This is a genomic window from Sphingobium salicis subsp. salicis, assembly GCF_049472635.1.
Classification (GTDB): domain Bacteria; phylum Pseudomonadota; class Alphaproteobacteria; order Sphingomonadales; family Sphingomonadaceae; genus Sphingobium; species Sphingobium yanoikuyae_A.
Map to the genome: position 1 here is coordinate 2,704,250 of NZ_JAYRCS010000001.1, position 19,780 is coordinate 2,724,029.

22 protein-coding genes and 1 tRNA gene are annotated in these 19,780 nt (G+C 65.2%); 15 read left to right on the top strand and 8 right to left on the bottom strand.

What is annotated here, in order from left to right; genetic code table 11:
• Positions 1–22: 22 nt before the first annotated feature.
• Positions 23–331: a hypothetical protein gene (locus VHN57_RS13145; RefSeq protein WP_278986639.1), complete on the bottom strand. Its 309-nt coding sequence runs from the start codon at positions 329–331 to the stop codon at positions 23–25.
• A 44-nt stretch (positions 332–375) separates the two neighbouring features.
• Positions 376–1,974, bottom strand: a complete 1,599-nt coding sequence (locus tag VHN57_RS13150) for a M28 family metallopeptidase (protein ID WP_423284113.1) — start codon at positions 1,972–1,974, stop codon at positions 376–378.
• Between the two features lie 120 nt (positions 1,975–2,094).
• Here VHN57_RS13150 and VHN57_RS13155 point away from each other — a divergent pair, with 120 nt between their 5' ends.
• From VHN57_RS13155 to VHN57_RS13170, 4 genes are all read left to right on the top strand, one after another.
• Entirely contained in the window at positions 2,095–2,865 is a 771-nt protein-coding gene (locus VHN57_RS13155; RefSeq protein ID WP_423284115.1) for a head GIN domain-containing protein, read from the top strand.
• Positions 2,817–3,548: a GIN domain-containing protein gene (locus VHN57_RS13160; protein ID WP_037512490.1), complete on the top strand. Its 732-nt coding sequence runs from the start codon at positions 2,817–2,819 to the stop codon at positions 3,546–3,548. The genes VHN57_RS13155 and VHN57_RS13160 overlap by 49 nt, the downstream gene beginning before the upstream one ends.
• 105 nt (positions 3,549–3,653) lie before the next feature.
• Entirely contained in the window at positions 3,654–4,925 is a 1,272-nt protein-coding gene (locus VHN57_RS13165) for an ammonium transporter (RefSeq protein WP_278986645.1), read from the top strand.
• 7 nt (positions 4,926–4,932) lie between these two features.
• Entirely contained in the window at positions 4,933–5,796 is an 864-nt protein-coding gene (locus VHN57_RS13170) for a glycosyltransferase family 2 protein (protein WP_278986646.1), read from the top strand.
• A 49-nt stretch (positions 5,797–5,845) separates the two neighbouring features.
• Here the strand turns inward: VHN57_RS13170 and VHN57_RS13175 are convergent, their stop codons facing one another.
• On the bottom strand, positions 5,846–7,177 hold the full coding sequence (locus VHN57_RS13175) for an MFS transporter (protein ID WP_010338183.1): 1,332 nt from the start codon (positions 7,175–7,177) through the stop codon (positions 5,846–5,848).
• Positions 7,178–7,364: 187 nt separating this feature from the next.
• On the opposite strand from VHN57_RS13175, the gene cyoA reads away from it, so the two are divergent.
• The 8 genes from cyoA (at position 7,365) to VHN57_RS13215 (ending at position 14,242) form a co-directional block, all read left to right on the top strand.
• Positions 7,365–8,480 carry a ubiquinol oxidase subunit II gene (cyoA, locus tag VHN57_RS13180; RefSeq protein ID WP_423284118.1) on the top strand — a complete coding sequence of 372 codons (1,116 nt, stop codon included), beginning with the start codon at positions 7,365–7,367 and terminating at the stop codon, positions 8,478–8,480.
• Positions 8,481–8,485: 5 nt separating this feature from the next.
• Positions 8,486–10,486 (top strand): cytochrome o ubiquinol oxidase subunit I, encoded by a 2,001-nt coding sequence (cyoB, locus tag VHN57_RS13185; RefSeq protein ID WP_004207841.1) that lies wholly within the window; start codon positions 8,486–8,488, stop codon positions 10,484–10,486.
• 5 nt (positions 10,487–10,491) lie between these two features.
• On the top strand, positions 10,492–11,115 hold the full coding sequence (gene cyoC / locus VHN57_RS13190; protein ID WP_026108881.1) for a cytochrome o ubiquinol oxidase subunit III: 624 nt from the start codon (positions 10,492–10,494) through the stop codon (positions 11,113–11,115).
• Positions 11,112–11,528: a cytochrome o ubiquinol oxidase subunit IV gene (gene cyoD, locus VHN57_RS13195; protein ID WP_017499771.1), complete on the top strand. Its 417-nt coding sequence runs from the start codon at positions 11,112–11,114 to the stop codon at positions 11,526–11,528. Before cyoC ends, cyoD begins: the two co-directional genes overlap by 4 nt.
• Positions 11,525–12,250, top strand: coding sequence for an SURF1 family protein (locus tag VHN57_RS13200; RefSeq protein WP_037519118.1), 726 nt, complete (start codon positions 11,525–11,527; stop codon positions 12,248–12,250). Before cyoD ends, VHN57_RS13200 begins: the two co-directional genes overlap by 4 nt.
• Complete coding sequence (locus VHN57_RS13205) at positions 12,247–13,581, top strand: ATP-binding protein (RefSeq protein WP_004207845.1); 1,335 nt, start codon at positions 12,247–12,249, stop codon at positions 13,579–13,581. The genes VHN57_RS13200 and VHN57_RS13205 overlap by 4 nt, the downstream gene beginning before the upstream one ends.
• The gene (locus VHN57_RS13210; protein ID WP_423286029.1) at positions 13,571–14,104 is read left to right on the top strand and encodes a response regulator transcription factor; all 534 of its coding nucleotides are present in this window, start codon (positions 13,571–13,573) and stop codon (positions 14,102–14,104) included. The genes VHN57_RS13205 and VHN57_RS13210 overlap by 11 nt, the downstream gene beginning before the upstream one ends.
• A 64-nt stretch (positions 14,105–14,168) precedes the next feature.
• Positions 14,169–14,242: transfer RNA gene (locus VHN57_RS13215), tRNA-Gly, on the top strand.
• Positions 14,243–14,316: 74 nt separating this feature from the next.
• Here VHN57_RS13215 and VHN57_RS13220 read toward each other — a convergent pair.
• The 5 genes from VHN57_RS13220 to VHN57_RS13240 all read right to left on the bottom strand — a co-directional run bounded on the left by VHN57_RS13220 (position 14,317) and on the right by VHN57_RS13240 (position 17,816).
• Entirely contained in the window at positions 14,317–14,787 is a 471-nt protein-coding gene (locus VHN57_RS13220; RefSeq protein WP_010339168.1) for a nuclear transport factor 2 family protein, read from the bottom strand.
• Positions 14,787–15,416, bottom strand: coding sequence for a pyridoxamine 5'-phosphate oxidase family protein (locus tag VHN57_RS13225; protein ID WP_278987680.1), 630 nt, complete (start codon positions 15,414–15,416; stop codon positions 14,787–14,789). Before VHN57_RS13225 ends, VHN57_RS13220 begins: the two co-directional genes overlap by 1 nt.
• 61 nt (positions 15,417–15,477) lie before the next feature.
• Positions 15,478–16,449, bottom strand: coding sequence for an alpha/beta fold hydrolase (locus VHN57_RS13230; RefSeq protein WP_423286031.1), 972 nt, complete (start codon positions 16,447–16,449; stop codon positions 15,478–15,480).
• Between the two features lie 127 nt (positions 16,450–16,576).
• On the bottom strand, positions 16,577–17,461 hold the full coding sequence (locus tag VHN57_RS13235) for a LysR family transcriptional regulator (protein WP_423284122.1): 885 nt from the start codon (positions 17,459–17,461) through the stop codon (positions 16,577–16,579).
• 184 nt (positions 17,462–17,645) lie between these two features.
• Positions 17,646–17,816 carry a hypothetical protein gene (locus tag VHN57_RS13240; protein WP_287428880.1) on the bottom strand — a complete coding sequence of 57 codons (171 nt, stop codon included), beginning with the start codon at positions 17,814–17,816 and terminating at the stop codon, positions 17,646–17,648.
• Positions 17,817–17,829: 13 nt separating this feature from the next.
• Here VHN57_RS13240 and rutB point away from each other — a divergent pair, with 13 nt between their 5' ends.
• Genes rutB through rutD form a run of 3 tightly spaced genes read left to right on the top strand, consistent with a single transcriptional unit; the run spans position 17,830 to position 19,780 of the window.
• Positions 17,830–18,612, top strand: a complete 783-nt coding sequence (gene rutB / locus VHN57_RS13245) for a pyrimidine utilization protein B (protein WP_278986023.1) — start codon at positions 17,830–17,832, stop codon at positions 18,610–18,612.
• A 9-nt stretch (positions 18,613–18,621) separates the two neighbouring features.
• On the top strand, positions 18,622–19,005 hold the full coding sequence (gene rutC / locus VHN57_RS13250; RefSeq protein WP_278986024.1) for a pyrimidine utilization protein C: 384 nt from the start codon (positions 18,622–18,624) through the stop codon (positions 19,003–19,005).
• The gene (gene rutD / locus VHN57_RS13255) at positions 18,998–19,780 is read left to right on the top strand and encodes a pyrimidine utilization protein D (protein ID WP_423284125.1); all 783 of its coding nucleotides are present in this window, start codon (positions 18,998–19,000) and stop codon (positions 19,778–19,780) included. Before rutC ends, rutD begins: the two co-directional genes overlap by 8 nt.

Sequence of the window (19,780 nt, forward strand, 5' to 3'; positions counted from 1 at the left end):
CAAACCCATAACCGATCGATTATCAGATTTCGTCCATCTGTTCCCTGGCCGCCCTGGCTTCGGCGCAAAATTCCCCCGCCTCGCGACAGCGCCGCTCCATCTTCTCGACGGCCTCCTTCCATTGCTGCAGGACATAGGGGTCTCCCGCGATCGAGGGAGAGAATATCCGTCGGCCCGACGGCACCGATGCAGCCCCGCCCGGCGACACGGCAGAAGGCGGCGCCTCCTGCCGATGCGCCGCGCGCTGCGACACCCCTATGCCCAGCAGGAAAAAGCCCGCCGCCCCCAGCACCAGCCCGCATCCGGTCAGCACGCGCCTGGCCTGGTTCATGATCGTTCTCCGCCGCTCGCCCTGCGCCCTATGTCACGAACCGCCTATTTCACGAACCGCTTGAAGAAGCTGTCGCTGTTCCAGCTCGGCCGCGTGTCCGCATTGGCGACCCGCAGCGTCACCGCAGTCACATAATCGTTCAGCTTCGCCGTCTCGGCCGGCATCACCGGCTGGTTCGCGTCGTCGAAGGGCGAATGATAGATGTTCGCGCGCCACGCCTTCTCCACCGTCGCTTCCGGCGTCCCGGCCTTGAAGCCATATTTGAAGAACAGCGCCGGTATCCCCTCGCGGATGAAGGCATATTGGTCGGACCGGATGAAGACGTTGCGGTCGGGGAAGGGATCGGGCGTGATCGGCAGGCCCATCGCCTCGCTCACCGCCGCCGCATCCTGGCCCAGGCTGCTCTGGTCATAGCCGACCGGGGTCACGCTGGTCAGCTTGAAGATCGGCAGCGCCATGTCGAAATTGAGGTCGGCGACGATGCTCTTGCTCGGCACGGTCGGCCGCCGCGCGAAATAGCGCGATCCCAGCAGGCCCTTTTCCTCGCCGGTGACGATGGTGAACAGGATGGATCGTTTCGGCTTCACCTTGCTCGCCTTCAACGCCTTGGCGATCTCGATCAGGCTGGCGACGCCCGACGCATTGTCCAGCGCGCCATTATAGATGGCGTCGCCCTTGATCGGCGTGCCGACGCCATAGCCGTCCAGATGCGCCGACAGCACGATATAGTCCTTGGCCAGCTTGGGGTCGCTGCCCGGCATCACCGCCACCAGATTGGGTGAGGACAAGGCCACCCGCCTGGCCGCGACCGCGGCCTTGAGCCGCAGCGTCAGCGGGAAGCTGGCGACCGGCTTCGACGCATCGGCCGCCGCCGCGACCGCCGCGAAATCCTGGCCGCTGCCGGCGAACAGGTCGGCCGACCGGGCCGGGTCGAACTGGGCATTGAGGAAGGGCGTCTGCGTGTCGCGCATCGCCACATCCTCATAATAGACCGCCGGCGCGCTCGCCAGCGCCTTGCGCCGGTCCCAGGGAATCTCGACCTGCCCCGGCGTCACCAGGCTGATCATGCCGACCGCCCCCTGCGCCGCCAGCCAGTGGCCCCGTTCCGATCGGGCATGGGATTTGAGCGCGCCGCTGATCTCCGCCGGCCCGCCCGAAACGACCACCACGATCTTGCCTTTCAGGTCCAGCCCGGCAAAATCGTCATGGCCCACTTCGGGCAGATGCAGGCCATAGCCGGCAAACACCATCGGCGCGTCGATCGCGCCGGGCACCGGGCCGCCGCTGCCGGAAAAGATGATGTCGCCCGGCACCGCCAGCGCCGTCTCGCCACTCGCGCCGACCAGGCTCGCCCTGCTCTCGCCCGACAGCACCGTCTGCTCGACAAAGGCGATCGGCTGCTTATAGCCCTCGACCCCGGCGGGTTTCAGGCCCAATGCCTGAAACTGGCCGATCACATAGTCGGCCGCCTTGTCATAGCCCGGCGTGCCGGTGCCGCGCCCCTGCATGTCGTCCGCCGCCAATATCTGGACGTGGCGCCACCATGTCGCGCCGCGCGCCGCCGGATCATCCTCAGCCGGCGCGGCGCTGGCCGCCGCTCCCATCATCGCGACCAGCGGCAGGGCGGAAAACAGCTTGCGCATCGGTGGAATACCCTTCTTTTATCCTGCAGATATCATGCCTTATCCTGCCCGACGAACAAGGGGGCTTGGAACCGCCACGGCAAGAGTGTATTGTAAAGATAATACAGCATGGAGATAATGATGCCGCGCCTACCCCTGCCCCGTCACCTGACCCTCGCCACCCTGCTCGCCGTCGGCCTTGCCACCAGCGCCTGCTCGCGCGGCAACGACCATCAGTCCGGCGGCGGCAACGGCGACTCCCCGGCCGCCGCCAGCACCCCGCAGGACTGGGCCGCGCTCAAGGATTTCAGCCGCATCGACGTGACCGGACCTGACAATGTCGTCGTCACCATCGGCCCCAAATTCTCGGTCACCGCCGATGGCGATCCCAAGTCGGTCGCCCTGCTCGACATCCGAGTGAAGGCCGACACGCTCCAGATCGGTCGCAAGTCCGAAGGCATGTGGAACAAGGTCGACGGCGGCAAGGGCGCGACCATCCATGTCACCCTGCCCGCGATCCGCGCGATCGACGTCACCGGCTCGGGCGACTTCACCCTCGACAAGGCGGAAGGGACCGAACTCGCCCTCTCGCTCACCGGCTCGGGCGATCTCGACATCGGCCAGGTGAAGCTTGGCAGCCTCAAGGCGGAAATCACCGGATCGGGCAGCATCACCCTCGCCGGCACCGCCGATCAGGGCGAATTGTCGATCACCGGCACCGGCGACATCGATGCCGTCGGGCTGAAGCTCGGCCGTGCCGCCGCCGAAGTCATGGGCACCGGCGACATGGACTTTGCCTCCGACGGTCCGGTCGCTATCAAGATCATGGGCACCGGCGACGTCAAGGTGAAGGGCAAGGCGCAATGCACGACGAACACGATGGGACCGGGCGAGGCGCATTGCGGCCCCTGATGCTGGCAGCGGCGGCGGCACTGGCCGGGGCTTCCCCCGCCGGCGCCGCCACCCGCGGCTATACCATCACCAGCTTCGACCAGATCCGCGTCGACGCCCCGGTCACGGTCATCATCACCACCGGCACCGGCGTCTCGGCACGGGCGGAGGGGGACCAGCGCGCGCTCGACCGGCTGCGCGTCGATGTCTCGGGCCGGCTCGCCATCATCTCGATGGAACGGCCCGAACCGGGTGAAAAGGGTCTTGGCCCCGCGACCATCCGCCTCTCCACCGGCGAAGTGAACCGCGTGGTCCTGACCGGCGGCGGCGCCGTCGCGGTCAGCGCGATGAAGGGGCTCAATGGCGAGATCGTCCAGGGCGGCAATGGCGATGTCAGCGTCGCGTCGCTCCAGCTCGACAATCTCCAGGTCACGCTCGCCGGCGGCGGCCGCACCACGCTCGCCGGCACCGCCGGCGTCGCCAATCTGCGCATCAGCGGCCCCGGCGCGATCGTCGCCGACCATCTGGTCGCGCGCCAGGCCGCGATCCTCAACGACGGCTCGGGCAATGTCGCCCTCACCGCCAACGGCCCGGTCAGCATCCGCTCGACCGGATCGGGCGATGTCAGCGTCGCCGGCAAGCCGATCTGCACCGTCGAAAATCAAGGCACCGGCCGCATCCAGTGCGGCACCGAGGGTTTCTGAACAGCGCGGCGGCGGATCAACCTGCCGGAACATTGCCATGCTTATGGAAGTCTTTACCCTGCCCGCGCTAGTCAGGGCGACCTGACCCCAACCGGACCTTCCTCCATGCGCCCAGCCCTTGCCCTGCCCGTTCTTGCCGCCCTGTTGCTGGCCCAGCCGGCCGCAGCCCAGGTGGCGGCGCCCGACAGCGGCGACACGGGCTGGATGATCGCCTGCGCCCTGTTGCTGCTACTCGCCGCGCTGCCGGGCCTGATGCTGCGTCATGCGGGGCTTGCCAATGTCCGCCACGGGCTCGCCGCCATGGCCCAGACGCTGGTTGCCGGCGCGACGATCCTGCTCGGCTGGGGGCTCGCCGGCTACAGCCTTGCCTATGCGCCGGGCAGCGAATGGCTGGGCGGCGGCAGCAATCTGCTGCTCGCCAATCTCGCCCCGCTGCGCGACGGCCTTACCGTGCCCGAATCCGCCTTCGTCCTGTTCCAGATGGGCTTTGCCGTGCTGGCCGGCGCCATCGCCGTCGGCGCGATCGCCGGCCGCGCCCGTCTTGGCTGGGTCGCCGCCTTCGCGCCGCTCTGGCTGCTGCTGGTCTTCGCCCCGATCACCCACTGGATGTGGGGCGGCGGCTGGCTGGCACAGCTTGGCGCGATGGACTTTGCCGGCGGCCTGGTCGTCCATGTCCTCGCCGGCTTCTCCGCGCTTGCCCTGGCCCTCGTCGCCGGGCGTCCCCGCGATGCCCAGGGTGGCGGCCATGCCCATATCCTCGCCATCACCGGCGGTGCGCTCTTCTGGGTCGGCTACGCCGGTGCGGTCGGCGGCTGGGCGCTGGGCGCCACCGACGATGCCGCCACCGCCATCCTCAACCTCTTCTTCGCCGCCTGCGCCGCCAGCCTCGGCTGGGCACTGGTCGACCGGCTGCTCGGCGCCCATGCCAGCGCCACCGGCCTGCTGTCCGGCGCCATTGCCGGCCTCGCCGCCATTTCCGCATCGGCCGCCCTGGTCGGCACCGGCGGGGCGATGCTGATCGGCCTCGCCGCCGCGATCATCGCCCGCATCGGCGCCGGTTTCGCGAGCGCCTGGATCGACGATCCCGCCCATATCTTCGCCGTCCATGGCCTGGGCGGCGCGACCGGCGCGCTGCTGCTGCCTTTGTTCGTCCTGCCGCTGCTCGGCGGGGTCGGGTTCGACGCCGGCATCACCGCCACCGCCAGCCTGCTCGCCCAGGCGATCGGCCTGGTCGTGATTGCGCTGTGGGCGCTGGTCGGCACCGCCATCGCCGCGCTGATCGTCTCGATCCTGGTGCCGCTGCGCGCCACGCCCCAGGCCGAAACCGATGGCCCGGACGCTATCGAACATGGCCAGCAGGGCTGGGACTTCCGCTGATCCCGCCATGGCCGTCGCCGTCGCCATCTTCGCCCATCAGGAGGAACGCCGGATCGCCGGCTGCCTCGGCTCGCTGCCGCTCGACCGCCCGGACACGATCTTCCATGTACTGGTGAACGGCACCACCGACCGCACCGTGGCGCGTGCCCGCGCCGCCGCCGCCGGCCGCCCCCATGTGATCGTCCATGACATCGCCGCCGGCGGCAAGTCGCGCACCTGGAACCATTTCGTCCATCACCTGCTCACCGGCACGGAGGACGCCGTCATCTTCCTCGACGGCGATGCCCAGATCGCGCCCGGATCGATCGACGCGCTCGTGGCAGACCTTGCCGCCCACCCGCAGGCCAACGCCGCTGCCGGCATGCCGGTCAATGGCCGCGAAGTGGAAACCTATCGGCGCAACCTGCGGATCGAGCGCGGCATCTTCGGCGATCTCTATGCCCTGTCCGGCCGCTTCGTCGCCGCCATCCGCGCGAGCGGCCTGCGCCTGCCCGACGATCTGGTCGGCGATGACGGGCTGGTCGCCTCCTGGGCGCATACCGATCTGGCAAGCGATGCCGACTGGCAATTGGAGCGGGTGCTGGCCTGCGAGGGCGCGGGCTTTGCCTGCGAACCGGTCGGCCTCACCCGGCCGCTGACCTGGCGGATGCATTACAAGCGGCTGATCAACTATTCGGTCCGCTATTATCAGAACCGCATCGTCTCCGACATCATGAGCCGGGCTGGCCCCGCCGGCCTGCCGCGCGAACTGGTCAGCCTCTATCCCGACTGGCTGCCGCGCTGGCGCCCCCGCCCCGGCCCGATCGGCTGGTTCGACCGCAAGGGCCTCGCCCGGATGAAGGCACGGGTCGCCGCCACAAAAAAAGCGTGACCGGCCGGGCCGATCACGCTTCCCATTTTGCCAAGGCCGTCGGCCGGGATCAGCGATCCCGCGCCGCCAGCTCCTTGTTGACGTAGAGCGCCACCATCGTCGCAACCGCGCCCGACAGCAGGTAGATGCCCGACGCGGCCAGGCCGAACTTCACCGACAGCAGCAGCGCCAGCAGCGGCGCGAAGCCGGCACCGACCAACCAGGCCAGATCCGACGTCAGCGCCGAACTGGTATAGCGCGCCTCGGTCGCGAAGTTGGACGCCACCACGCCCGACGACTGACCAAAGGCCAGGCCCAGCAGCATGAAGCCCAGGATCATGAAGGCGACTTCGCCCAGATCCCCGCCATTGAGCAGCAGCGGCGCCACCACCGCGAAGATCGCGATGCCCAGGGCCGACCAGCCGAGCAGCGAGCGACGACCAATCTGGTCGGCGATGAAGCCCGACACCACGATCGCCAGCAGGCCGACCGATGCGCCGATCATCTCGATCACCAGGAAGCGATCGATCGGCTGATCGGTGAACAGCACCACCCAGCTGAGCGGAAACACGGTGACCATGTGGAACAGGGCAAAGCTCGCCAGCGGCGCGAACGCACCGATGATGATGTTGCGCCCTTCCGCCTTGACCGTCGGCAGAACCTGCGACGGCACCAGATCCTTCTGCTCGAACAAACGCTCGAACTCATGCGTCACCACGATGCGCAACCGGGCGAACAGCGCCACGACGTTGATCGCGAAGGCGACGAAGAAGGGATAGCGCCAGCCCCAGTCGAGGAAGTCCGCTTCCGACAGCGTCAGCAGGAAGAAGGCGAACAGACCGCTGGCCACCAGCAGCGCCAGCGGCGCGCCGAGCTGTGGCACCATCGCATACCAGCCACGCTGGTGCGGCGGCGCGTTGAGCGACAGCAGCGACGCCAGGCCATCCCATGTCCCGCCCAGCGCAATGCCCTGCGCCGCGCGCAGGATCACCAGAACGACAGCGGCATAGTGGCCAATCGTCGCATAACCGGGCATAAAGGCGATCGCCGCGGTCGACCCGCCCAGCAGGAACAGGGCCGCCGTCAATTTGGTCCCGCGGCCATAGCGCCGGTCGATCGCCATGAAGATCAGCGACCCGATCGGACGCGTGATGAAGGCGACGGCGAAGATCGCGAAGGAATAGAGCGTGCCCGTCAGGGCATCGACATAGGGAAAGACCAGGTTCGGAAAAACGATAACCGAAGCAATGGCGTAAACGAAGAAGTCGAAAAATTCGGAGGTGCGGCCAATGATCACACCAATGGAGATGTCTCCCGGTGCAATGCTGTGGTCGCGTGCATTGATTTTGCGCGCATCATCCTCAAGCGAACTGGAGGTGAAGGCAATGGCCTGTGAAGTCATAGGCATCCGCTCCCTGGCTGGGCCGACGGTGCCTGTTTTGGGTCTCCCGACGGCCAGAGAATGGCAACATAACAGAAAACCCACAGAGTCTAAGCAGTATCCCACATGTGAAACATTTTTTGCGTCCGCACATAATTGGACAAATTGCCCACTATCGCATGGCGTGCGGAATCGGTAACCGCGCGCCATGTCACACCCTCTCTCACCCAACTGGAGCCGGCTTCTGCGCTGGTCCTCCGCGATCCTTGCGGCGCCGCTGGCGGGCTGCAACTGGGTCGTGATGAACCCGTCGGGCGACATTGCGGTGCAGCAGCGCGATCTGATCCTGATCTCGACCGCGCTGATGCTCCTCATTGTCATCCCCGTCATGGCACTGGTCGTCTATTTCGCCTGGCGTTACCGCGCCGCGAACAAGGCGGTCGAAAAGGAATATGACCCCGACTGGGATCATTCCACCAAGCTGGAGCTGCTCATCTGGTCGGCCCCGCTCCTCATCATCATCTGCCTGGGCGCGCTGACCTGGGTGAGCACCCACAAGCTGGACCCCTATCGTCCGCTCGACCGCATCGACGCGCAGACTGCGATCGATCCCAAGGTCAAGCCGCTGATCGTCCAGGTCGTGGCGCTCGACTGGAAATGGCTCTTCATCTATCCCGAACAGGGTATCGCCACCGTCAATGAAATGGCGCTGCCGACCAATGTTCCGGTCCGTTTCGACATCACTGCCTCGACCGTGATGAACAGCTTCTATATCCCTGAACTCGCCGGCCAGATCTACGCGATGCCCGGCATGAAGACGCAGCTCCACGCCGTCGCCAACAAGCCGGTCACCGGCACCGGCTTCTCCGCCAACTATTCGGGCGCGGGCTTCACCCACATGCGCTTCGGCTACAAGGCGCTGGACCAGGCCGGCTTCGACGCCTGGGTCGCCAAGGTGAAGGCCAGCAATGCGTCGCTCGACCGCAATGTCTATCTGAACCTGGCCAAGCCCAGCGAAAAGGCGCCCGTCGCCTATTTCTCGACCGCCGATGCCAAGCTGTTCGACGCGGTCGTCAATCTCTGCCCCAAGCCCGGCCAGCGTTGCATGGGCGAGCTGATGCACATCAACCAGATGGGCGGCGCGGGCAAGGAGTCGGCCAAGGAGACCGAAGGCCTCCAGTACGACTTCCCCAACAGCCATGTGATCGACCAGACCGATCGCAACGAGGGCAAGGAAACCGCCCCCGATGCGCCCGGTGCCGAAAAGGCCCCGGCCAATCACTCCTCTCACAGCGGCGCTGACGCGCACGCGCAGCATCGGTAAGAGACATGACCGGTACACTCACAACAGCACAGATGATCTTCGGTCGTCTGACATGGGACGCGTTCCCATGGCATGAACCCATCGTCGTCGCGACATTCTGCGCGGTGGTGCTGGGCGGCGCGGCCGTCGTTGCGGCGCTGACCTATTTCAAGCTCTGGGGCTATCTCTGGAAGGAATGGTTCACCAGCGTGGACCACAAGAAGATCGGCATCATGTACATGGTGCTCGGCCTCATCATGTTCCTGCGCGGCTTTGCCGACGCCGTCATGATGCGCCTCCAGCAGGCGCTCGCCTTCAACGGGTCCGAGGGCTATCTCAACGCCCATCACTATGACCAGGTGTTCACGGCCCACGGCGTGATCATGATCTTCTTCGTGGCGATGCCGTTCATCACCGGTTTGATGAACTATATCGTCCCGCTGCAGATCGGTGCCCGCGACGTCAGCTTCCCCTTCCTGAACAATTTCTCGTTCTGGATGACCACGGGCGGCGCGGTGCTGGTGATGGCCTCGCTGTTCCTGGGCGAATTTGCCCAGACCGGCTGGCTCGCCTATCCGCCGCTTTCGGGGATCGACTATAGCCCGGCCACGGGTGTCGATTATTATATCTGGGCCCTGCAGGTGGCGGGCGTCGGCACGACCTTGTCGGGCATCAACCTGATCGCGACCATCGTGAAGATGCGCGCGCCGGGCATGTCCCTCATGAAGATGCCGGTGTTCACCTGGACCTCGCTCTGCGCGAACATCCTGATCGTCGCTTCCTTCCCGATCCTGACCGCCACTTTGGTCCTGCTGTCGCTCGACCGCTATGCCGGCACCAACTTCTTCACGAACGACTTCGGCGGCAACCCGATGATGTACGTGAACCTGATCTGGATCTGGGGTCACCCGGAAGTCTACATCCTCATCCTGCCGCTGTTCGGCGTCTTCTCGGAAGTCACCTCGACCTTCTCGGGCAAGCGCCTGTTCGGCTACACCTCGATGGTCTACGCGACCTGCTGCATCATGGTGCTCTCCTACCTCGTGTGGCTGCACCACTTCTTCACCATGGGCTCGGGCGCCAGCGTCAACAGCTTCTTCGGCATCACGACGATGATCATCTCGATCCCGACGGGTGCGAAGCTCTTCAACTGGCTCTTCACCATGTATCGCGGCAAGATCCGTTTCGAGCTGCCGATGATGTGGACCGTCGCCTTCATGCTGACCTTCACGGTCGGCGGCATGACCGGCGTTCTGCTCGCCGTTCCGCCGGCCGACTTCGTGCTGCACAACTCGCTGTTCCTGATCGCGCACTTCCATAACGTGATCATCGGCGGCGTGCTGTTCGGCCTGTTCGCGGCGATCAACTACTGGTGGCCCAAGGCCTTCGGCTTCAAGCTGAACGTGTTCTGGGGCAAGGTCAGCTTCTGGTGCTGGCAGGTCGGCTTCTGGCTCGCCTTCACCCCGCTGTACATCATGGGCCTGATGGGCGTGACCCGCCGCATGCGCGTGTTCGACGATCCGTCGCTGCAGATCTACTTCGTCATCGCCGCGATCGGCGCCGCCATCGTCGCGGCCGGTATCGGTGCGATGCTGCTTCAGTTCGCCATCTCCATCTGGAAGCGCGACGAACTGAAGGTCGAAGGCGATCCGTGGGATGGCCGTACCCTGGAGTGGGCGACCAGCTCGCCTCCGCCGGAATATAACTTCGCCTTCACGCCGGTCGTCTATGACGCCGACAGCTGGGCGGACATGAAGAAGAATGGCTATCAGCGTCCGCTGACCGGCTATCAGGCGATCCACATGCCCAGCAGCACCGGCGCCGGCGTCATCCTTGCCGCCCTGTCGACGCTCTGCGGCTTCGCGCTGATCTGGTACATCTGGTGGCTCGCGGGCCTCAGCTTCATCGGCATCGTCGCGGTCGCCATCGGCCACACCTTCAACTACAAGCGCGACTTCTACATCCCCGTCGAGGATGTGACGCGCACCGAGGAAGAGCGCACGCGAATCCTCGCCGCTGGAGTCTGACTGACATGAGCAGCGCAACTGCAACCACGGAACCTCGGGCATATCATTTGCCCGAGGAGCCGCACCTCCACGAAGGCCACAGCACCATGCTGGGCTTCTGGATGTACCTGATGAGCGACTGCCTCATCTTCGCCATCCTGTTTGCCACCTATGCCGTGCTCGGCGGCAGCTTCGCCGGCGGCCCCGGTCCCAAGGATCTGTTCGACCTGCCGCTCATCGCGCTCAACACCGCGATGCTGCTCTTCTCGTCGATCACCTACGGCTTCGCCATGCTGGCGATGGAAAAGAACCGGACCAGCGCCACCCAGGGCTGGCTGTTCGTCACCCTCCTGTTCGGCGGCGCCTTCCTGTTCATCGAACTCTACGAATTCTCGCACCTCATCCATGAGGGCGCGGGCCCGTGGCGTTCGGCCTTCCTGTCGGCCTTCTTCACCCTGGTCGGCACCCACGGCCTGCACGTCACCTTCGGCTCGATCTGGCTGATCACGCTGATGGTGCAGGTGGCCAAGAAGGGTCTGATCCCGGCCAACAAGCGTCGCCTGATGTGCCTGTCGATGTTCTGGCACTTCCTCGACGTCATCTGGATCGGCGTCTTCACCTTTGTCTATCTGATGGGAGTCCTGCGGTGAGCGACGCTGTCCATAGCCACGACGCCCACGGACATGGGCACGATCATCACGATGACCATCATGAAGAAGGATCGCATGGCAGCTTCGGCAGCTACATGATCGGCTTCGGCCTGTCGGTGATCCTGACGGCCATTCCCTTCTGGCTGGTGATGTCGGGCGTGCTGGGCAATCCCCAGCTGACCGGCATCGTCATCATGGCCTTCGCCGCGGTGCAGGTGATCGTCCACATGATCTACTTCCTGCACATGAACACCCGCGTCGAAGGCGGCTGGTCGTTCATGGCGATGATGCTGACCATCGTCCTGGTCGTCATCGTGCTGTCGGGTTCGATGTGGGTCATGTTCCACCTCAACGCGAACATGATGCCGCACGCCGACATGTCGGCGATGCACAATATGAGCGAGATGCCGTGACATCCGCGAAGATCGGGGGGCGCCGCCGGCGCTCCCCGCGCTTTACGATCGGCCTGACGCTGATCGCCCTCATCCTGTTTTCCGGTCTTTGCGCGCTCGGCAGCTGGCAAGTCTATCGCCTCGCCTGGAAGCGCGACCTGATCGCACGGGTCGACGCCCGCATCCATGCCGCGCCCGTCCCCGCCCCCCGCAGCATTACCAGCGACGACGAATATCGCCGCGTCACCGCATCCGGCCATTTCCTGCATGACAAGGCGGTGCTGACCCAGGCCGTCACCGTGCGCGGCCCCGGTTTCTGGGTGATGACGCCGCTGGTGACCGACGCCGGCTTCACCCTGATGGTCAATCGCGGCTTCGTGCCGCAGGACAATCGCACCCGCTACAGCCGGCCCCAAGGCAAGGTCCAGATTGTCGGCCTGCTGCGCCTGACCGAACCCAAGGGTGGTTTCCTGCGCAGCAATGATCCCGCCGCCGGCCGCTGGTATTCGCGCGATGTCGCCGCGATCGCCGCCGCGCAGCATGTCGCCCCGCCGGTTGCGGACTATTTCGTCGATGCCGGCGCCAATTGCGCGCCCGACACCGCGCCGGTCGGCGGTCTGACCGTCGTCCGCTTCCCCAACAACCATCTCCAATATGCCATCACCTGGTTCATACTGGCGGCGATGGTCGCAGGCGCCTACATCTTCCTCATGCGTCGGGATCCAGAAGACAGCACGGAATGAGCGAGACCCAAGCCGTCAGGCGCCGCTGGCTGCCCAGCCAGTGGCCCGCCGATGCCGCCGGTCGCAAGAATATGGCGCTGCTGATCCAACTGCGCTGGATCGCGATCGCCGGGCAGCTGGTGACGATCCTGATCGTCCAATTCCTGATGGGGGTGCGCCTGCCCCTCGCCCCGATGCTGCTGGTCGCGGCCGTCGCCGTGCTGGTCAACGCCGCCAGCTTTGCGGCGCTGCGCCCCCGGACCGACATCACCCGCGCCGAACTGTCGGTGTCGCTATTGTTCGACGTGCTGCTGCTGACCGCCCAGCTCTATCTGTCGGGCGGCGCGACCAACCCCTTCGTCTCGCTCTATCTGCTCCAGGTCGCGCTTGGCGTGCTGCTGCTCGACCGGGCGAGCGCCTGGGGCATCACCGCCGTGTCTGCGCTGTGCGCCGGCCTGCTGGCACTCGACTATCGCCCGCTCGACCTGAGCGACCGGCTGGCGGGCCGGCTGTTCGACCTGCACATCATCGGCACCTGGATCTGCTTCACCATGATCGCGGTGCTGCTGGTGCTGTTCATCACCCGGATCAACCGCAACCTTCAGGCCCGCGAAGCCTATCTGGCCAGCATGCGCCAGCATGCGGCGGAAGAGGAACATATCGTCCGCATGGGCCTGCTCGCCTCGGGCGCGGCGCATGAGCTGGGCACCCCCCTCGCCCAGCTCGCCGTGGTGCTGGGCGACTGGCGCCGCATGCCCGAAATCACCGAGCATCCCGCCCTGGTAGAGGAAGTGGGCGAGATGCAGAGCGCAGTTCTGCGCTGCAAGGCGATCGTCACCGGCATTCTCCTCTCCTCGGGCGAGGCGCGCGGCGAGGCGCCGGCCGTCACCAATGTCCGCGACTTCATCGAGGGGATTGCGGCCGAATGGCGCCGTGCCAATCCGGGCATGCCGCTGCGCTGCGACTTCGGCCCGCATGACTATCCGCGCATCATCGCAGACCCGGTGATCCGCCAGGCGGTCGGCAACCTGCTCGACAATGCGCGCGAGGCCGGCGCCACCTATATCGACCTGCTGGTCGGACGCGACAGCGCCTCGCTCAACATCGCCGTGCGCGACAATGGCAGCGGCTTTTCGCAGGCGATGCTGGAGGATTTCGGCAAGCCCTATCGCTCCAGCAAGGGCAAGGAAGGCCATGGCCTCGGCCTCTTCCTTGTGGTCAATGTCGTGCGCAAGCTGGGCGGCAGCGTATCGGCCAGCAATGGTGCCGATGGCGGGGCGCTGATCCTGCTGCGCCTGCCGCTCGATACGGTCGCACTGGAAGAGGAAAGTGACAGCGAAGATGACGGCTGAACGGCTGCTGGTGATCGTCGAGGATGACGAGGCCTTTGCAAAGACCCTCAAACGTTCGTTCGAGCGGCGCGGCTATGAAGTACTAACCGCCGCCAGCCATGGCGCGCTGGAGGAGGTGCTCAGGGGCAACCGCCCCGGCTATGCCGTGGTCGATCTGAAGCTCGGCCCGGAATCGGGCCTGGTCTGCGTCCAGACGCTGCACGCCCATGATCCCGACATGCTGATCGTGGTGCTGACCGGCTTTGCCAGCATTGCGACCGCGGTCGAGGCGATCAAGCTCGGCGCGACCAACTATCTGGCGAAACCGTCCAACACCGACGATATCGAGGCCGCCTTCGCCCGCTCCGGCGGCGACCCCGCCGCGCCGCTGGCGCCGCGCCCGACATCGATCAAGACGCTGGAATGGGAACATATCCATGAGGTGCTGAAGGATTGCGACTTCAACATCTCCGAAACCGCCCGGCGTCTGGGGATGCACCGCCGCACCCTCGCCCGCAAGCTGGCGAAACGCCAGGTCGGCTAATTTCGCGCCTGCCCGTCAAGCCCCGTTGACCGCGCTCCATGGCCATGCCATGGCCGGTCCAGACGCGGGTGTAGCTCAATGGTAGAGCAGCAGCTTCCCAAGCTGACGACGGGGGTTCGATTCCCCTCACCCGCTCCAGATTTTCCTAAGCATCTGAAATACCGTGTGAAAATGGCGCCACCCAAGGAAGGTGCGATTGCTGCAGGCCAATCCTACATCCCTAGCTCGCTCAATCCGGGATGATCGTCAGGCCGGCGCCCCTGCGTCCAGTGGAATTTCCGCTCAGCCGCGCTGATCGGTGCATCATTGATGCAGGCAAACCGTCGCTGCATCAGGCCGCTCTCGTCAAACTCCCAATTCTCGTTTCCATAGGAGCGGAACCAGTTGCCGCTGTCGTCATGCCATTCATAGGCGAAGCGCACCGCGATGCGGTTGTCGGCAAAGGCCCATAATTCCTTGATCAGCCGATAATCCAGTTCGCGCTGCCATTTGCGCGTCAGGAAGGCGATGATCGCGGAGCGGCCATTGACGAACTCGGCCCGGTTCCGCCACTGGCTGAGCGGCGTATAGGCCATGGCCACCCTGGCCGGATCGCGGCTGTTCCAGCCATCCTCGGCCAGGCGCACCTTCTGTGTCGCGCTCTCCAGGGTGAAGGGTGGCAGCGGCGGTCTCACATTGTCCATCATGCGTCTCCCATCTTGGCCAGGCGATCCTGCAACGCCCGGTTCTCTGCTTCCAGTTGCGCCAGCCGCTCATGCAGCGGCCGGACCGCCTGTTCGATCTCGCGCTCGGTGAAGCGCGGCGTGATATGCTGCGGACAATTCCAGTCGAACGCCTCCAGCCGCAGCCGGAAGATACGTTCTGCCCGCGCCTTGTAATCCTTGTCCATGACAAGATCGGTGAGCGCCGGATCGGCATCGAGCGCTAGCTTCTCGACATGGACGTAGATTTTCAGCCGGGCGCGGCGGGGATAGTCCATCAGGATCAGGCAGGCCCGGTCGTTTGCGGCCAGGTTACCGGTGCTGATATATTGGCGGTTGCCGCGATAGTCGGCAAAGGCCAGCGTCCGGTCGTCGACCAGCTTGAGGAAGCCGGCCGGGCCGCCGCGATGCTGGACATAGGGCCAGCCATCCTCCGACACGGTGGCCATGTAGAAACTGTCGCGGGCCGCCAGGAAATGGGCTTCATTGTCGGTGAAGCGGTCAAAAGCGCGATTGCCGCTGAACGCCGCCCAATGGGCGTCCGCGCCCATCTCCGCCTGCGCCGCGCGGACGCTCGGCGTCGTGGCGATATCCAGAAAACCGTAGGACATGGTCCGTCTCCCATCATCCGTCCGTTGCGGGGCCATGCATCACCATGGCCCCGCCGGGGGTTCAGCGCGCCGCGACCTTGCGATCGAGGAAGTCGCGGATCAGCGGCGCCATTTCATCCAGCTTGTCTTCCAGGGCGAAATGGCCGGTATCGAGAATATGCATCTCCGCGTCGGGCAGGTCACGCTTGTAGGGATGCGCGCCGGGTTCGGGGAAGATCTTGTCGTTCTTGCCCCAGACAATCAGCGTCGGCGGCTTGCGTTCGCGGAAGAAGGCCTGGAATGCCGGGTAGAGCGGCACATTGGTGCGATAGTCGTAGAACAGGTCAAGCTGGATATCCTTGTTGCCCGGCCGGTCGAGCAAGGCCTGGTCCTGCACCCAATTGTCGGGGCTGATGCGCGACAGGTCGCGCACGCCATCGGTATATTGGAATTTGGTGGCGTCGAGGCCGACGAGCCAGGCCTGTGCCTCGCGATCCTTGGCCGATCCGCTCTTCCAATAGGTCTTGATCGGATCCCAGAAGGCCCCCAGCCCTTCCTCATAGGCATTGCCATTCTGGACGATAAGGCCGCTGACTCGCTCGGGATGCTTGAGGGCGAGGCGGTAGCCGACCGGGGCACCATAATCCATGACATACATGGCGTAGCGCCGGGCGCCGATCTTGCCCATCAGCGTGTCGACCATGTCGGCATAATGGGCAAAGCTGTAGGTGAACTGGCGATGGTCGGGCGCGTCGCTCTGGCCAAAGCCCGGATAGTCCGGCGCGATCACATGATAGCGGTCGGCGAGCAGCGGGATCAGGTTGCGGAACATGTGCGACGAAGTCGGAAAACCGTGGAGCAGCAGCACCACCGGGCCATCGGCGGGGCCGGCTTCGCGATAGAACATCTTGACGCCATCGATCGTGGCGCTGCGATAATGGACCGTGGCGGCGGCAGCCTGCGTGGCGACGGCGCTGGCGGGCGCGGCAATCGCGTCGGCCGAGGCAGTCATGCCGGCGGTCGCCAGCAGCATCGAAATGACCAGTTTCTTCATCATGTCCTCCACCCCGTTGGGGTCGCTGAGCAAGGGCTTCAGCTTCTGGAGACAGAGATAATCCTTGTCGTCATTCCTGATAATTCGGGAAAACTGGAAGTCATTATTCCTTATTATGGAATAATGGTCATGTCTGCTGGAACAGAGGATTGGCCCGCAGCCGATCGACCGCCAGATCGACGAAGCTGCGCACCTTGGCCGCCGCCCGCCGCCCTTCGGCGTGGATGACATGGATCGGCAACGGCTTTTCCATATGCTCGTCCAGAACCGTGACCAGCCGCCCGGCCGCCAGTGCCGGCTCGACCTGGTAGGACAGCACGCGCGTCAACCCCCAGCCCTGCTCGGCGGCGGCGATCGCCGCTTCATTGGTGTTGCAGAAGAGTTGGGGGTGGACCGTGACGCTGCTCCGGCCCTCCGGCCCGAAATGCCATTCGGGGGAGGCCCATGCCCCGGTCGGGCCGATGATGCGATAATGGACAAGGTCGGCCGGGGTCCGGGGCATGACATGCTGCTCGAAATAGGCCGGCGCGCCACAGATGACCCGCCGCACCGTTCCCACCCGAATGGCGCTGAGCCCCGAATCCGGCAGATGGCCGATCCGGATGGCGACATCGATGCCCTCCTCGACGATGTTGACCAGCCGGTCGACGAACAGGCTGCGCCCGGTCACCGCCGGAAAGCGATCCAGATAGTCGAGCAGGATCGGCAGCACGTACATCTGGCCGAAGATCACCGATCCGGTGACGATCAGCGTGCCGGTGGGATTGCCATGGGCGCCCGCTGCCGCTGCGTCCGCATCCGCCATGTCGGCCAATATGCGGCGGCAATCGTCCAGATAGCCACGCCCCGCCTCGGTCAGCTTCACCGATCGTGTCGTCCGGGTCAGCAACCGCACGCCGATCTCATCCTCCAGCGCGGAAATTGCCCGCGTGACCGCTGGCGGGCTCAGATGCAATTGCCGCGCGGCTTCGGCAAAACCGCCGGTTTCCGCCACGCGGACGAATATCTTCATGGCCTGCCAGCGGTCCACTATACCCTCCGAACGTCACCTGATCGCAGATGTGCGCGCAACGCCACGGGCCGGTCAATCTTCCTGCGGGAAGCGGTCGGCCAGCGGCGCCGCCAGCACGGGATAGGACAGGCCGTCCCTGTGCGGCAACCAGGGCAATATCCGCGCCAGCCCCAATGGGCCGCGATCACCCCGCGAGGGTAGGGCTGAGCAGGATGCCGACCAGCAATCCGGACATCACCGTGCTGACCGATGCACTGCGCTTTTCCGGCGGGGACAGATGCGCAGCCAATGGAACCAGTTGCTGCGCGACGCTGACCGCAAGACCAAGCGAAATCGATGCGACAAGCAGGAACAAGCCCGATGGCGCCATGACGGCCGCGCTTGACCATTGGGTGCATCTGCTCAATTCTGCGCCGGTGAGCGAAGCCATCGTCGATCCCGCCCCATCCCGTTCCGGTCCCTGCGTGGTGCTGCCGGCGCGCCCCGAAGCAATCCGGATCGATGCCGCGACGACGGCGCTGATCGTCGTCGACATGCAGAATGCCTATGCCAGCAAGGGCGGCTATGTCGACGAGGCTGGATTCGACGTCGGCCCGGCGGCGGGGGTGATCCCCCGGATCGCGGAGGTCGTCGAGGTGGCGCGGGCTGCGGGCATGCCGGTCATCTTCCTGCAGAATGGCTGGGACAGTGGCTATGCCGAGGCGGGCACGCCGCTGTCGCCAAACTGGCACAAGTCCAATGCGCTCAAGACCATGCGGGCACGGCCGGACCTGGCGGGCAAATTCCTGGCGCGTGGCGGATGGGACTATGAACTGGTGGAGGCGCTGGCGCCGCGGGAAAACGACCTGCGCGTCCACAAGCCGCGCTATTCCGCCTTCTTCAACTCGCAACTGGATAGCGTGCTGCGCGCGCGCGGCATCCGCACCCTGGTCTTCACCGGCATCGCCACCAATGTCTGCGTGGAATCGACCCTGCGCGACGGTTTCCATCTCGAATATTTCGGCGTGCTGCTGGAAGATGCGGTGCATCATCTGGGGCCGGACTTCATCCGCGAGGCCAGCCTCTACAATGTCGAGAAATTCTTCGGCTGGGTGAGCACTGTCGCCGATTTCCGCACCGCCGTCGGCCAGCTTCCGCCCAAGGAGATCTAAGGAGATCTGATGCCTTTCGAACCGATCAATCCGCCCCAGTTCCCGACCCCGATTGCCCCCTATTCGGCGGGTGCCAGGGCCGGGAATACGGTCTATGTCTCGGGCGTGCTGGCGCTGGGCGAAGGCGGCACGGTGTTGCATGTCGGCGATGCCGCCGCGCAGACCCGCCATGTGCTGGACGTCATCAGGATCACGGTCGAGGCGGCCGGCGGCACCATGGCCGACATCGCCATGAACCATATCTTCCTCAAGGATCTGGGCGATTACGCGGCCTTCAACGCCGTCTATGCCGAATATTTTCCCGGCGACAAGCCGGCGCGCTACTGCATCAGGTGCGATCTGGTGAAACCCGATTGCCTGGTCGAGATCGCCTCGGTCGCGCATCTTGGCTGAGGCCGCCGGCCTCTATTATGAAACCCATGGGCGCCCGAACGCCCCGCCGCTGATCCTGTCGAGCGGGCTTGGCGGATCGGCCAGCTATTGGGCGCCGAACATCCCGGCGCTTGCCGAGCATTTCCGCGTCATCGCCTATGACCATCGCGGCACCGGCCGCAGCGATCGGACATTGCCGGAAACCACCTCGGTCGAGGATATGGCGGGCGACGTCATCGCCCTGATGGATGCGCTGGGCATCGAACGCGCGCATTTCATCGGCCATGCGCTGGGCGGCGCGATCGGCATGGAACTGGCGATCGCCACCACACGGCTCGACAGCCTGATCGTCATCAACGGCTGGCGGACGCTGTCGCCCCATACTCGCCGCTGCTTCGAAACGCGGCTGGCCCTGTTGCGCCATGCCGGTGTCGAGGCGTTCCTGCGGGCGCAGCCGCTATTCCTGTTCCCACCGGACTGGATCGCGGCCCATGACGATGCGCTGAAGGCTGAACTGGCGCATCATCTCGCCACCTTCCCCGGCGCGGCCACGATGGAAAAGCGGATCGCCGCCGTGCAGGCCTATAGCCCGCACCTGCTCGACCTGACGGCCGTGGCCAAGGTGCTGGCCATCGCCACCCGCGACGATTTTCTTGTCCCTCATGCCAGCGCCCTCGATGTCGCGGCGCCGATCGCATGGGCCAGGACTGCCAGCTTCGATTGGGGCGGCCACGCCTGTAACGTGACCGACCCGGAAGCTTTCCATCGCCTCGTCCTCCCCTTCCTCAGGAGTTGA

Excerpts from the sequence above, each read along its gene's own strand:
- VHN57_RS13145 (WP_278986639.1), bottom strand. The coding sequence starts at position 331 with ATGAACCAGGCCAGGCGCGTGCTGACCGGATGCGGGCTGGTGCTGGGG.
- VHN57_RS13150 (WP_423284113.1), bottom strand. The coding sequence starts at position 1,974 with ATGCGCAAGCTGTTTTCCGCCCTGCCGCTGGTCGCGATGATGGGAGCG.
- VHN57_RS13155 (WP_423284115.1), top strand. The coding sequence starts at position 2,095 with ATGCCGCGCCTACCCCTGCCCCGTCACCTGACCCTCGCCACCCTGCTC.
- VHN57_RS13160 (WP_037512490.1), top strand. The coding sequence starts at position 2,817 with ATGCACGACGAACACGATGGGACCGGGCGAGGCGCATTGCGGCCCCTG.
- VHN57_RS13165 (WP_278986645.1), top strand. The coding sequence starts at position 3,654 with ATGCGCCCAGCCCTTGCCCTGCCCGTTCTTGCCGCCCTGTTGCTGGCC.
- VHN57_RS13170 (WP_278986646.1), top strand. The coding sequence starts at position 4,933 with ATGGCCGTCGCCGTCGCCATCTTCGCCCATCAGGAGGAACGCCGGATC.
- VHN57_RS13175 (WP_010338183.1), bottom strand. The coding sequence starts at position 7,177 with ATGACTTCACAGGCCATTGCCTTCACCTCCAGTTCGCTTGAGGATGAT.
- cyoA (WP_423284118.1), top strand. The coding sequence starts at position 7,365 with ATGTCACACCCTCTCTCACCCAACTGGAGCCGGCTTCTGCGCTGGTCC.
- cyoB (WP_004207841.1), top strand. The coding sequence starts at position 8,486 with ATGACCGGTACACTCACAACAGCACAGATGATCTTCGGTCGTCTGACA.
- cyoC (WP_026108881.1), top strand. The coding sequence starts at position 10,492 with ATGAGCAGCGCAACTGCAACCACGGAACCTCGGGCATATCATTTGCCC.
- VHN57_RS13205 (WP_004207845.1), top strand. The coding sequence starts at position 12,247 with ATGAGCGAGACCCAAGCCGTCAGGCGCCGCTGGCTGCCCAGCCAGTGG.
- VHN57_RS13210 (WP_423286029.1), top strand. The coding sequence starts at position 13,571 with ATGACGGCTGAACGGCTGCTGGTGATCGTCGAGGATGACGAGGCCTTT.
- VHN57_RS13220 (WP_010339168.1), bottom strand. The coding sequence starts at position 14,787 with ATGGACAATGTGAGACCGCCGCTGCCACCCTTCACCCTGGAGAGCGCG.
- VHN57_RS13225 (WP_278987680.1), bottom strand. The coding sequence starts at position 15,416 with ATGTCCTACGGTTTTCTGGATATCGCCACGACGCCGAGCGTCCGCGCG.
- VHN57_RS13230 (WP_423286031.1), bottom strand. The coding sequence starts at position 16,449 with ATGAAGAAACTGGTCATTTCGATGCTGCTGGCGACCGCCGGCATGACT.
- VHN57_RS13235 (WP_423284122.1), bottom strand. The coding sequence starts at position 17,461 with ATGAAGATATTCGTCCGCGTGGCGGAAACCGGCGGTTTTGCCGAAGCC.
- rutB (WP_278986023.1), top strand. The coding sequence starts at position 17,830 with ATGACGGCCGCGCTTGACCATTGGGTGCATCTGCTCAATTCTGCGCCG.
- rutC (WP_278986024.1), top strand. The coding sequence starts at position 18,622 with ATGCCTTTCGAACCGATCAATCCGCCCCAGTTCCCGACCCCGATTGCC.